The following is a 12,735-nucleotide window of genomic DNA, read 5'->3' on the forward strand; positions in this document are numbered from 1 at the left end:
CCGACCGGGGCATTCCCCCTTCGGATCCGCCGGAGCGGGTCATTTTCACCAAAAAATATCTCGAAATATTGGCTGATAAACCTAAAAAGATGTCCACACAGAAGATGCAAATTGTGATATAATCATAATAATAAAGGATATAACCGAGAGTGTGGTATCCAAACATTTCGAAAAAGGAGGCGAAGCCCTATGGCACAGTTTCGCTCCAGGCCCTTTGGTGTGACCAGAGACGGCGAGAAAGTCAATGAATACATCATGTCGAATCCCGGCGGGCTGGCGGTCAGTGTGCTGAATTACGGCTGCGTGATCAAAAACATCTTTGTCCCCACAAAACAGGGTCCGGTGGATGTCGTGGTGGGCCACGATACCTTTGCCGACTACGAACAGGATTTCAATTCTTCCAGCAGCACCTGCTGCGGCGCCTTTGTGGGGCGGTACGCCAACCGCATCGAGAACGCGGAGTTCAGCGTGGGCGGCAGGAAATACCAGCTGGAGCCCAACAACGGCAGGAATCATCTGCACGGCACCTTCCCCAAAAAGATCTACGACGTCAAGGCCTTCGGCGATACCCTGCTGCTGGAGACCGAGAGCCCGGCGGGCGAGGACGGCTTCCCCGGCAACCTGAAAGTTTCGGTGCGGTACATCCTCACCGAGGACAACGCCCTGCGGATGGACTACCGCGTCTCGTCCGATGCCGACACCATCCTGAACCTGACCAACCATACCTATTTCAACCTCGATGGAGGCGGGGACGTGCTGAACCAGAAGCTGCGCCTCTATGCGTCCCGCTATCTGGAGGGCAACAACGAGACCTGCCCCACCGGCAACATCCTGCCGGTGGACAATACGCCCATGGATTTCCGGGCGGGCAAGATCATCGGCCGGGACATCGACACCGGCTTTTCTCAGACTACCATGGCGGGCGGCGGCTACGACCACTGCTTCGTCATCGACCGGGGCCGCGGGGCCAGCCAGAGCCTCTGCGCCTGGGCTTCCAGCGATCAGACCGGCATCAGCATGAAGGTCTACACCACCCAGCCCGGCGTCCAGCTCTACACAGCCAACTTCCTGCAGGACTGCCCTGCCCCCGGCAAGGGCGGCATCCCGATGCAGAAATACGGCGGCTTTGCGCTGGAGACCCAGCACTTCCCCTGCAGCCCCTCTCACCCGGAGTTCCCCTCCACGGTCCTGCGGGCCGGAAAAGTGTTCCGCGCCAACACGACCCTGCGGTTCTTCACCGGCAAACAGTGCGGGAAGCTGTAACCAGCAGAGCGTCCGGCCTGCATAGAAGGCCCGACGCTTTGTTTTTGCTTTTCTCCTATTTGCACAAAGTGCGGCGTCTCTCCATGGGCAACATGCGAAAAATCATGCGTCATCAAAAAGTCAAAAACTGTCAGGCAACAAAAATCCAGAGGAATAGAAAGATGGATACTTGATTCTGCCCGCAAAACGCGGTATGCTTTAGGCAGATGGAGACGGGGAAACGCCCCGCTCACAATACGGTGAGAAGTGAGGTATTTTGCTATGGCAATTCTGGTTTCCGGCGGTGCCGGTTATATTGGCAGCCATACCTGCATCGAGCTGCTGAACGCAGGCTACGATGTGGTGGTGGCAGACAACTACTACAATGCTTCCCCTGTGGTGCTCGACCGCGTCAAGCAGATCACCGGGAAGGACTTCCGCTTCTACAATGCGGATATGACCAGACACGAGGACGTGGAGAAGATCTTCACCGAGTGCCCGGACATCGACGCCGTCATCCAGTTCGCCGCCTACAAGGCCGTCGGCGAGAGCGTCTCCAAGCCCATCGAATACTACTACAACAACCTGAACTGCACGCTGGTCATTCTGGACGTGATGCGCCGCCACAACTGCCACAACTTCGTGTTCAGCTCTTCGGCCACCGTCTACGGCGACCCCGCCTCTGTGCCCATCACCGAGGATTTCCCCGTTGGTGCCACCACCAACCCCTACGGCACCACCAAGGCCTTCACCGAGCGCATCCTGACCGATGTCTGCAAGGCTGACCCGGAGCTGAACGTGGCCCTGCTGCGGTACTTCAACCCCATCGGTGCCCACAAGTCCGGCCTCATCGGCGAGGACCCCAACGGCATCCCCAATAACCTGATGCCCTACATCGCCAAGGTCGCCATTGGCAAGCTGGAAAAAGTCCACGTCTTCGGCAACGACTACCCCACCCCCGACGGCACCGGCGTGCGCGACTACATCCACGTCGTGGACCTGGCCCGCGGCCATGTCTGCGCCATCAAGAAGCTGGAGACCAAGTGCGGCCTCTTCATCTGCAACCTGGGCACCGGCCACGGCTACAGCGTGCTGGATGTCATCCATGCCTTCGAGAAGGCCTGCGGCAAAAAGATCCCCTATGTCATCGACCCGCGCCGCCCCGGCGACATCGCCGAGTGCTACGCCGACCCCTCCAAGGCCAAGCGTGAGCTGGGCTGGGAGGCCGAGTACGGCATCGAGGAGATGTGCGCCGACAGCTGGAACTGGCAGCAGAAGAACCCCGACGGCTACCACACCGTGAAGTAAAAAACCAACGAAAACGCAAGGCCCGCTTCGTCCGCTCCATACCGGATGAGGCGGGCTTTTTTTCGCTGTCTGCCTTGACAATGCCGGGCAGTTAGCATATATTAAAACTGTTTCTACGAGCTAACAATCTGTCGAAACAGAAAGGCATTGGCCATGACATTAAAAGAACTGAAGATCGGCGAAAGTGCCGTTATTGACGCAGTGGGCGGGGCGGGAGCCCTGCGGCAGCATTTTCTGGACATGGGGCTGATCCCCGGCGAGAAGGTCACGCTGGTGAAGTTTGCACCCATGGGCGACCCCATGGAGCTGCAGATCCACGGCTATGAACTGACCCTGCGCCTGGACGACGCAGCGCAGATCGAGATCACCCCGGCCGCGGCCGCGCCCACCGCTGCACCCGCCCGGCGGGAGAACAAGATGGTGGAGCATCCGGGTCTGGGCGAAGGCGGACGCTACCACACCAAACAGGGCGAGCATCCCCTGCCAGAGGGCAAGACCCTGACCTTTGCGCTGGCGGGCAACCAGAACTGCGGCAAGACGACCCTGTTCAACCAGCTCACTGGCTCCAACCAGCATGTGGGCAACTTCCCCGGCGTCACGGTGGACCGGAAGAGCGGTGCCATCAAGGAGCACCCGGAAACGGAAGTCACCGACCTGCCCGGCATCTACTCGATGTCGCCCTATTCCAGCGAGGAGATCGTCACCCGCCAGTTCATCATCGGCGAAAAGCCGACCGGCATCATCAACATCGTGGACGCGACCAACATCGAGCGCAACCTGTATCTGACGATGCAGCTCATGGAGCTGGATACCCCCATGGTGCTGGCCCTGAACATGATGGACGAGGTGCGCGGCAACGGCGGCACCATCCGCATCAACCAGATGGAAGCCATGCTGGGCATCCCGGTGGTGCCCATCTCGGCGGCTAAGAACGAGGGCGTGGACGAACTGGTGGACCATGCGATCCATGTGGCCAAGTACCAGGAGCGTCCGGGCCGGCTCGACTTCTGCGGCGAGGAGGACCACGGCGGCGCGGTGCACCGCTGCATCCACGGTATCATCCACCTCATCGAGGATCACGCCAGAGCGGCCGGCATCCCGGTGCGGTTCGCGGCCACCAAGCTGGTGGAGGGCGACGCCCGTATTGAGGAAGCCCTCAAACTGGACCAGAACGAAAAAGAGATGATCGAGCACATCATCGTGCAGATGGAGCAGGAGCGCGGGCTGGACCGTGCCGCCGCCATTGCGGATATGCGGTTCCACTTTATCCACCAGCTGGTGGATCAGACCGTGGTGAAGCCGCATCAGAGCAAGGAGCAGGTGCGCAGCAGCCGGATCGACCAGTTCCTGACCGGCAAATACACGGCCATCCCGGCCTTTGTGGGCATCATGGCGCTGGTGTTCTACCTCACCTTCGGCGTCATCGGCGCAGGTCTACAGAGCCTGCTGGAGATCGGGATCGAGAACCTGACCGTCTTTGTGGACGATGCCCTGACCTACTGGAACGTCAACGAGACGGTTCACTCGCTGGTCATCGACGGCATCTTCACGGGCGTGGGCAGTGTGCTGAGCTTCCTGCCCATCATCGTGACCCTGTTCTTCTTCCTCTCGCTGCTGGAAGATACCGGCTACATGGCCCGCGTGGCCTTTGTGATGGATAAGCTGCTGCGCCGCATCGGCCTTTCGGGCCGCAGCATCGTGCCGATGCTCATTGGCTTCGGGTGCACGGTGCCGGGCGTCATGGCCAGCCGCACCCTGCCCTCCGAGCGGGACCGCAAGATGACCATCCTGCTGACCCCCTTCATGAGCTGCTCGGCCAAGCTCCCCATTTACAGCCTGTTTGCCGTGACCTTCTTCCCGGATCATGCGGCACTGGTCATGGTGGGGCTGTATTTCCTGGGCATTGCGGTGGGCATCCTGGCGGCATTTGCCCTCAAGGGGACCCTGTTCCGCGGCGAGGCGGTGCCGTTCGTCATGGAGCTGCCCAACTATCGCCTGCCCGGCCTGAAAAATGTGATGCAGCTGCTCTGGGAAAAGGCGCGGGATTTTCTGGAGCGCGCCTTCACCGTCATCTTCATGGCGACCATCGTCATCTGGTTCTTGCAGAACTTCGATCTGCAGCTCAGCCTGACCGCGGACCCGCAGGAAAGCATCCTGGCCTTTGTGGCCAGCGGCATCGCGCCCCTGTTTGCCCCGCTGGGCTTTGCGGACTGGCGGGTCTCCACGGCCCTCATCACCGGCTTCATGGCAAAGGAGAGCGTCGTTTCGACCCTGACCATCCTGTTCGGCTCGTCCGCTGCGCTGGGTGCGGCGCTGTCCCCGGCGGCAGCGGCCCCGCTGCTGGTGTTCTGCCTGCTCTACACCCCCTGCATCGCGGCAGTGGCTTCCGTCAAGCGGGAGCTGGGCGGCCGCTGGGCAGCCGTCATGGTCCTGAACCAGTGCGTGGTGGCATGGGTGGCAGCCTTCATCGTCCGGATGCTCGCGCTGGCGCTCGTGTAAAACATCTGTTCTTTATAATAAGAGCCTGTACCCGAAGCGATTTGGGCACAGGCTCTTTGTTTGTGTGAGGCTCTTGACAAGGCACAAAAATCGTGCTAAAATACTTCAAAAATGAACGATTCAAAAATGGAGCGATAAAATGAGAGAGAAAAACCCCAGCATGGAATTTGCAAACAAGACGGCGCTGGCCTACAGCGCGGTCTGCAAGCCGCTGTGCCAGGAACTCGGCCTGCCCCAGACGGCGTTTGATATCCTGCTGTTCCTGGCCAACAACCCCACCTACAAAACGGCCAGCGACATCGTAGAGGTGCGCCACATCAAAGCGAACCTCGTCTCGGTGAATGTGGACAAGCTCGTGCACGAGGGCCTGCTGACCCGCTGCCAGGTGCCGAACGACCGCCGCAAGACCGAGCTGCTCTGCACCGAAAAGGCTCAGCCCATCATTCAGCGGGGCCGGGCGCTGCAGGAAGCCTTCTTTGACCGACTGCTGAACGGCATCGACGAAGCCCGGCTGAATGTGTTTTATGGGACCCTGGAACAGATGGGCCGGAACCTGGATGAAATTCTGGAAGGAGAACTGTAAGATGAATGGATTGTTTACGATCGTTGTGACCTTTTTTGCCGGGATGGGCGCAGGCCTGGGCACCGGCTTTGCCGGTATGAGCGCCGCTGCGGTCATCAGCCCGATGCTCATCACCTTCCTCGGCATGGACCCTTACATGGCCGTCGGCATCGCTCTCTCGTCGGACGTGCTGGCCAGTGCGGTGTCGGCCTATACCTACCATAAGAATAAGAATCTGGATATCAAGAATGGCCTCATCATGATGGCCAGCGTTCTGGTGTTCACGGTCGTGGGCAGCTACCTTGCCAGCCTGCTTCCGTCGGCCACCATGGGCAGCTTTTCGGTCTTCATGACCTTCCTGCTGGGCATCAAGTTCATCGTTCGACCCGTCATGACCACCAAGGAGGCCATGCAGGGCGTCTCCGCAAAGAAGCGCGCCATCCAGTCCGTCGTGTGCGGTGTCTGCATCGGCCTGATCTGCGGCTTCGTGGGCGCTGGCGGCGGTATGATGATGCTCCTCATCCTGACCAGTGTGCTGGGCTATGAGCTGAAGACTGCCGTCGGCACCAGCGTTTTCATCATGGCCTTCACCGCCCTGACCGGTGCCGTTTCCCACTTCGCCATCGGCGGAATGCCCGATCCCTTCGTTCTGGCGCTCTGCGTGGTGTTCACCCTCCTGTGGGCCCGCATTGCAGCCGTGTTTGCCAACAAGGCAGACCCCAAGACCCTGAACCGTGCCACCGGCATCGTTCTGGTCGTGCTGGGCATCGTGGTCATGGGCTTCAACTTCCTGACCAAGTAACGCACAAGACCCCCTTCGGAGCGGCAACTCGGAAGGGGGTCTTTTTTGTATGAATGGAATACGATTTTGAAAAAATCAGGCGTCTTTTTCCTCAATGGTGGAGTGCTCAATGACCCAGTCGGCAGCGCGGCGGATGGCCTCATTGCGCTGAATCATCGGGATGTTCATACCGGTCTTGACCTCTTCGAGGGTCTTCTTGGTGCGGTCTGCACGCTCCTGCAGGTTCTTGTTGATCTCCTCATCGGTGGGGACGAGGTTCTCGTTCTGGGCGACCTGCAGCAGGGCCATCCGGGCGCGGGTGTTCTTCTCGGCGGCAGCGTGCACGTTGGCCGTGAAGGTCTCGCGGGTCTGGTGGATCTGGCTCAGGTAGCGGTCCAGGCTCATCCGCTGCATCTGGAGCTGCTGCTGGATGTTCTCCATCTCGTGCTGGTAGGTGCTCTCCACCAGAACACTGGGCAGCTCACCCTCAGCGGCGGCAGCCAGCTGGGTCAGGATCTGGTCCTTGGCACGGTTCAGGGCACTGGCGTGTTTGCCGTCGTACAGCTGCTTGCGGACCTGTTCCCGGAAGGCTTCCATGGTGTCCACCTTGCCGATCTTCTTGGCGAAATCGCTGTTCAGGGCAGGCAGCTGGCGGACGCAGACGTCGAGCAGCTTGATCTTGAAGACGACCGGCTTGCCTGCCAGATCCTTGGCGTGATAGCGTGCCGGGAAGGTGACGTTGATCTCAAACTCCTCGCCGCCCTTGTGGCCCAGGATGCCGTCCTCAAAGCCGGGGATCATCCGGCCGCTGCCCAGCTGCAAGGTCTGGTTCTGGGCGGTGCCGCCTGCAAAGGCCTTGCCGTCCAGCAGACCCTCGTAGTCGATGTGCACGATGTTGCCCTTGACGGCCGGGCCTTTGTGGGGCACCAGCTCCGCCGCCGCGGCACGGCGGCGCTCCAGCACGGCGTCGATCTCCTTGTCGGTGACAGCCGGGGTGACGCACTCGGACTGGAAGCCGGTGGTCTGGGCCAGCTTCAGTTCCGGCTGCAGGGCGGTGGTGGCGGTGGCCACAAAGCCCTCGTCCTTCTTGACGCTGACCAGATCGTAGCTGGGCTCATCCACGGCGTGGAAGCCGTGCTCCTGCATCGCAGCATCGTACAGGGCGGGAACGTCCCGGTCCATCAGATCGTTGATGGCGTCATACCAGAAGGTGTGCTCGCCGCGGTCAGCTTCGATCTGCGCACGGTCGGCCTCGCCCTTGGCAAAGCCCTTGATGGTGTAGGAAGCGCGGGTGCGCTCATACACCGCATTGGATGCGGTCTCCAGCTCCTCAGCGGTCGCGCTGAAAGTCATTTTGCAGACACTCTTTTCGGGAGTTTCCACGCTTACCAGTTTCATAGAAATCGAACCTCCGTGTTGCCCCAAAAGGAGCGAATTCAAACATTAGTAAAGTTATTATAGCACAAGTGGGGCAAAAGCGGTATAATAAAACAGAGAAAAAGTGCGAAGAGAACACTTTTGCCGGCCGGAACGGGCCGGAATGAGGGGCTTTTTGCAGGGAATACGAAAGGATGTGCATCGTATGCGCTTGTTTGACGTTCTGGGGCCGGTCATGATCGGGCCCTCTTCCAGCCACACGGCGGGTGCAGCCAAAATTGGATACACGGCACAAAAGTTGCTGGGCGATATCCCGGTGGATGCCGACATCGGTCTGTATGGCAGCTTTGCCACGACGGGCCGAGGCCACGGCACCGACCGTGCGCTGGTAGCCGGTCTGCTGGGCCTCCGCCCGGATGATCCCCGCCTGCCGGACAGCTTCGGGCTGGCCAGAGAGCAGGGCATGAAGTTCAGCATCCACCCGGTCGAGCTGCGCTCGGCCCACCCGAACACCGCTGTGCTGCGGCTGACGAGCCGGACCGGCCGGGTCCTTTCGATGAAAGCGGCCTCGGTGGGCGGCGGACGCATCCGCGTCACCGAGATCGACGGTGTGCCCGCCGATTTCGGCGGCGACAGCAACACCCTCATCATCCATAACGAGGACACCCCCGGCTGCATCGCAGAGGTCACGACCTCGCTGGCGCTGCGGCGGATCAACATCGCGTCGATGCAGGTGTTCCGCGCCGGGACGGGCAGTTACGCCGTCATGGTGCTGGAATGCGATTCTCACATCCCCCACCCGCTGGAGCAGCAGCTTGCGCTGATGCCCGGCATCCTGAAAGTGACCTGCCTGAACGTAGACGAACCCGAAGAAAATGCGGAGGACTGAGCGATGGCTTTTTTATCCTGTGAAGAAATGCTGGCAGCAGCCCGCACCCAGAACATCTCGCTGGCCGAGGCGGTTTTGCGCAGCGACCTGGCGGAGAGCCGCCTGACCGAGGAGCAGAGCCGCCATGGGATGCGGCATCTGTGGCACGTCATGGAGGCCACCAGCCGGGATTACGACCCTGCCCAGCGCAGCCGCAGCGGCCTTTCCGGCGGCGACGCCGCCAAAGTGGAACAGGCGCATCGGGCAGGCCGGAGCTACGGCGGCGATTACCTGGCCGAGGTGACGGCCGAAGCGCTCAAGACCGCCGAGTGCAATGCCTGCATGAAGCGGATCGTGGCCGCACCCACCGCAGGCAGCTGCGGCGTTCTCCCGGCGGTGCTGCTCCCGCTGGCCCGCGCGGGCGAAGCCGATGAGACCGCCATCTGCGAAGCGCTCTACGTGGCCGCAGGCTTCGGTCAGGTCATCGCTGCTCGCGCAACGCTGGCCGGTGCCGAGGGCGGCTGCCAGGCCGAGGTCGGAGCCGCCAGCGCCATGGCTGCAGCAGCGCTTTGCCACCTCAAGGGCGGCACACCGGAACAGTGTTCCGCAGCGGCCGCCATGGCGCTGGGCAACCTGCTGGGCCTGGTCTGCGACCCGGTGGCGGGTCTGGTGGAAATCCCCTGCATCAAGCGGAATGTCGTTGGCGCAGTGAATGCCGTCTCCTGCGCCAATATGGCGCTGGCCGGGGTGGACTACGCCATCCCCTGTGACGAGGTCATTGACGCCATGGGCCGCGTCGGAAGCCTGCTCTCCCCCGACCTCCGCGAGACCGGCCAGGGCGGCCTCGCCGCAACGCCCACCGGCATCCGCATTGCCGAGCAGCTGGCGGAAGAAACGTAAAAACGAAAAGACGTACTTTTTTCAAAAGCGAAAATAAAATTCTGAAAAATCCAAAGAAAATTTCAAAAAACCGTTGACAAAACCCCTCCTCAGTGATAAAATACATCATGTTCCGACCGGAACGTATGCGTTGGTAGCTCAGCTGGATAGAGTGACTGACTACGAATCAGTAGGCCGGGGGTTCGAGTCCCTTCCATCGCACCAGAAAATGCCGTGAAATCGAAAGATTTCATGGCTTTTTTGTTTTGTAAGCCATGGCTGCACGGTTTCTGCACGGTTTTTGCACGGTCGGTGTTTTCCATGTCCGATTATGTAGGGCGCTGTATTGCATTGCAATCAGTGCCCTTTTTTGCATCAGGTGAGCAGTGCCAGGCGGAGTTTTGCCTTCATTTCCGGGTCGGCATCCTTGAGCAATTCCAGCAGAGCCGTCATGGAGATGGTGGGTTCGCCTGCGGCGGGTACAGCCTGCGGGCTGGAGGTGTCGGTCTTGGCATAGAAGCCGCTTTCAAACTTCTTGCCCAGCTCCACACGGGAGGACTGCTGGATATGGGCGTAGGTGTTCACCAGCATATCCGCACTGGCGTGACCAGTGGTCCCCTGCACTGCCTTGATGTCGCCGCCGGAGATCATCAACTGGTAGGTGGCACTGGAGTGCCGCAGACCGTGAAAGACGATGCGTGGGAACTCCGGGTGTGCGTCCTGCCATTTCAGGAACTTCTTGCGGATGAGCACCGGCTCCACCGCCAGACCGTTGGGGAGCCGCAGGAGCATCCCACTGTTGCGGTACCGCTCCGAGTCGAGGGCTTCTTCCCTTTTCAGGCGTTCCAGCCACTGTTTCAGCTCCTCCCGCAGGGCGGCGGTCATAAAGATGGTGCGGCAGGAGGCTTCGGTCTTGGTGTCCTTCAGGATGAGAGAGGTCTTGCTGCCCTCCAGCTTGTCCGGGAAGATGCGGAGGATGCAGCCCTTGTCCACCTGTGCCAGCGTGTCCTTCTGCACCCGCTGCATGGAACGGTTGACGGTGAAGGTGCCCATGCCGTTGGCGGCATCAAAGTCGATGTCCTCCGGGGTCAGACCTGCCACCTCCCCTTCCCGCAGCGCGCCCACCAGCGTCAGGTGCACCGCCAGATGCAGGATGGGGTCCTCCATGCTGTCCAGTGCTGCCCGCATCTCCTCCACCTCCCAGATGCTGCGCTCTTGGGTGGTCTTTTTGGGTGCTTCCACCGGGACGGGGCTTTTGATGAGGATGCCCCACTCCACCGCCAGCAGAAAGGAATTGTGCAGCAGTTGGTGGACCTCATGGAGGGTAGTGCCGGAGAGGGTGCGCTTCTGCTGCTTGGGCGAGAGGTCTCGCCGCTTGCCGCCCACATACTGCCCACAGGGGGTCTTGCTCAGGGTGTCGTATAGGGCTTCGATGTGGTAGGGCCGCAGCTTCTGCATCTGCATCTCCCCGATATAAGGGATGATGAGGTTTTGGATGAGCGCCAGATTGGACTGGTAGGTCTTGGGTGCCCACTTGTGCTTGCTGCACTGCTTGGGCAGCCAGTCCATCAGGAACTCTGCCACCGTCACGGTGGACGGGATCAGGAAATTGCCGGTCGCCAGTTCATGCTCGATCTGCTTCTGGCGTTTGACCGCCTCCTCTTTGGTGGGAAAGCTTTCCCATTTGTCGCAGCTCTTGCCGTGCTCGTCCTGATAGGTGTAGCGGACGCTGTAAGAGCTGCCACGTTTCGTGATATATGCCATAGATTTGCCTCCTTATCAAGCTGCCCGGTAGAGCCACGCATCGAAGCTGTCTTTCGGGACGCGGATGCTTCCGCCTGCCCGCAGGACACGGAACTCGGTGGTGCTGTTGCACAGGTTGTAGGCGGCACGCTGGCTGATGGCCAGCATCTGTGCGATTTCCTTTACCGTGTACACCAGCTTCGGGGCTTTCGGGCTGTCAGTCGGAGACTTGACGGCATTGGTTCGAGTGACCACCTCCATTGTAGCCGGATTAGAGTCCGACTGCAAGAACTTTTTCGTATAATCTAAAGATTTCACATTCTCGTACATTTTATCACACATAGGCAGTTCTCCTTACTTATCGTGGCGCATCACAGGCTCCTGCGTGCGGTTCTCATAAAATCTGATGACTTCCGGCGGGATGCTGTCCAGCGTTTTCAGGGCGGCTTCATAATCCTGCCGCAGCTTGGCATCCTCCAGACGCTTCAAGACGCTCCCTTCCTTCGCTTTGTCCAGCGAGGCAGAGAGCGTCTTGTTTTTCTTTTTCAGTTGTCTGTTCTCGGCGGCGGTCTCCGTAAAGGCGACCTGATAGCGGTTCAGTTCGGTGCGCATTTTGGACACTGCTGGGATATAGCTGTCCAGCACCTTGCCAATCTCCGCCGCACGGCTCTTGCCGTTGAAGGGGTTGATGCCCACCAGTAGGGCATCCAACTGCTCCTTCTGCTTGGTCAGTTGGGTCATCTCCTTGAAGATGCGGGGCGGGATGTGCTCCCGCCCGGTCTGGCTGGCGCTTTCACCCCGTTCCAGCTCCGGGTACTGCTTGACCATGTGCTGCCAGAACTCGTCCTGCCACTTCACAAGGTTCTTGCGGTTGCCAATGATCTCTTTCGCGCTCAGCCGTCCGTCAGGGGTCAGTGGCACGAAGCAGAGGTGCAGGTGGGGCGTTTTTTCGTCCATGTGGATAACAGCAGAGAGGAAGGTATCCGGGCGCTGTCTGCCCTCCAAAAATTTCAAGGCGTACTCGAAATACGCCTTGATCTCGCTGCGCGACTTGTCCTTGAAAAACTCCGGGCTGGCGGTGACAAGAGCCTCCACCACACGCACGCTGTCCTTGCGGACACGGCAGTGAGCGGCAGCTATCATGCGGTCGACTTCTTCCCGGTACCTGCCCTGCGGCTGCACCAGATGGAGGTTGTAGCGGCTCCGGATCGTATCAATATCCGGGTTGCTGGCGTACTGCTCTTTGGTGCGCTCGTTGTGGGCTTCGATGGGGCTGATGGCAGGCCCTTTGTACTTTTTGAACCTTAAAATGCCGTATTGGGCTTTCATAGATCACGCTCCTTTTTGGGGTGTACAAAAAATCTGTACGGACTTCAAATAACCTGTACGGTCTGTACGGTGTACGAATAAGCAAAATACAAACGATAACACGCTTTAATTTGACTCTGCTTGCCGTACAGGTGCGTACAAGTACAG

11 protein-coding genes and 1 tRNA gene are annotated in these 12,735 nt (G+C 59.8%); 8 read left to right on the plus strand and 4 right to left on the minus strand.

Annotated features, from left to right (window positions below; genetic code table 11):
• Positions 1-189: 189 nt before the first annotated feature.
• The 5 genes from I5P96_RS00140 (at position 190) to I5P96_RS00160 (ending at position 6,413) form a co-directional block, all read left to right on the plus strand.
• Positions 190-1,263 (plus strand): aldose epimerase family protein, encoded by a 1,074-nt coding sequence (locus I5P96_RS00140; protein WP_118553920.1) that lies wholly within the window; start codon positions 190-192, stop codon positions 1,261-1,263.
• 261 nt (positions 1,264-1,524) lie between these two features.
• Complete coding sequence (galE, locus tag I5P96_RS00145) at positions 1,525-2,550, plus strand: UDP-glucose 4-epimerase GalE (protein ID WP_097791249.1); 1,026 nt, start codon at positions 1,525-1,527, stop codon at positions 2,548-2,550.
• Positions 2,551-2,703: 153 nt separating this feature from the next.
• Positions 2,704-5,049 carry a ferrous iron transport protein B gene (feoB, locus tag I5P96_RS00150; RefSeq protein ID WP_223382661.1) on the plus strand — a complete coding sequence of 782 codons (2,346 nt, stop codon included), beginning with the start codon at positions 2,704-2,706 and terminating at the stop codon, positions 5,047-5,049.
• Between the two features lie 139 nt (positions 5,050-5,188).
• Positions 5,189-5,632, plus strand: a complete 444-nt coding sequence (locus tag I5P96_RS00155; protein WP_223382662.1) for a MarR family winged helix-turn-helix transcriptional regulator — start codon at positions 5,189-5,191, stop codon at positions 5,630-5,632.
• A 1-nt stretch (position 5,633) separates the two neighbouring features.
• Positions 5,634-6,413, plus strand: a complete 780-nt coding sequence (locus tag I5P96_RS00160) for a sulfite exporter TauE/SafE family protein (protein WP_223382663.1) — start codon at positions 5,634-5,636, stop codon at positions 6,411-6,413.
• 75 nt (positions 6,414-6,488) lie between these two features.
• On the opposite strand, the gene tig is transcribed toward I5P96_RS00160, so the two are convergent.
• Positions 6,489-7,790 (minus strand): trigger factor, encoded by a 1,302-nt coding sequence (tig, locus tag I5P96_RS00165; protein ID WP_223382664.1) that lies wholly within the window; start codon positions 7,788-7,790, stop codon positions 6,489-6,491.
• 184 nt (positions 7,791-7,974) lie between these two features.
• Between tig and sdaAB the strand changes: the two genes are divergently transcribed.
• The 3 genes from sdaAB (at position 7,975) to I5P96_RS00180 (ending at position 9,741) form a co-directional block, all read left to right on the plus strand.
• On the plus strand, positions 7,975-8,658 hold the full coding sequence (gene sdaAB / locus I5P96_RS00170; RefSeq protein WP_097791244.1) for an L-serine ammonia-lyase, iron-sulfur-dependent subunit beta: 684 nt from the start codon (positions 7,975-7,977) through the stop codon (positions 8,656-8,658).
• A 3-nt stretch (positions 8,659-8,661) separates the two neighbouring features.
• Positions 8,662-9,537, plus strand: a complete 876-nt coding sequence (gene sdaAA, locus I5P96_RS00175) for an L-serine ammonia-lyase, iron-sulfur-dependent, subunit alpha (RefSeq protein WP_223382665.1) — start codon at positions 8,662-8,664, stop codon at positions 9,535-9,537.
• 127 nt (positions 9,538-9,664) lie between these two features.
• Positions 9,665-9,741, plus strand: a tRNA-Arg gene (locus I5P96_RS00180).
• A 150-nt stretch (positions 9,742-9,891) separates the two neighbouring features.
• Here the strand turns inward: I5P96_RS00180 and xerC are convergent.
• From xerC to mobV, 3 genes are read right to left on the minus strand one after another with little or no spacing between them, the layout of a single operon-like run.
• Entirely contained in the window at positions 9,892-11,280 is a 1,389-nt protein-coding gene (gene xerC / locus I5P96_RS00185; protein ID WP_223382666.1) for a tyrosine recombinase XerC, read from the minus strand.
• A 15-nt stretch (positions 11,281-11,295) separates the two neighbouring features.
• Entirely contained in the window at positions 11,296-11,589 is a 294-nt protein-coding gene (locus I5P96_RS00190) for a helix-turn-helix domain-containing protein (protein WP_223383765.1), read from the minus strand.
• A gap of 24 nt (positions 11,590-11,613) precedes the next feature.
• On the minus strand, positions 11,614-12,588 hold the full coding sequence (gene mobV / locus I5P96_RS00195) for a MobV family relaxase (RefSeq protein ID WP_223382667.1): 975 nt from the start codon (positions 12,586-12,588) through the stop codon (positions 11,614-11,616).
• Between the last annotated feature and the right edge of the window lie 147 nt (positions 12,589-12,735).

The sequence above is a fragment of the Faecalibacterium prausnitzii genome (assembly GCF_019967995.1).
Lineage (GTDB): Bacteria > Bacillota > Clostridia > Oscillospirales > Ruminococcaceae > Faecalibacterium > Faecalibacterium prausnitzii_E.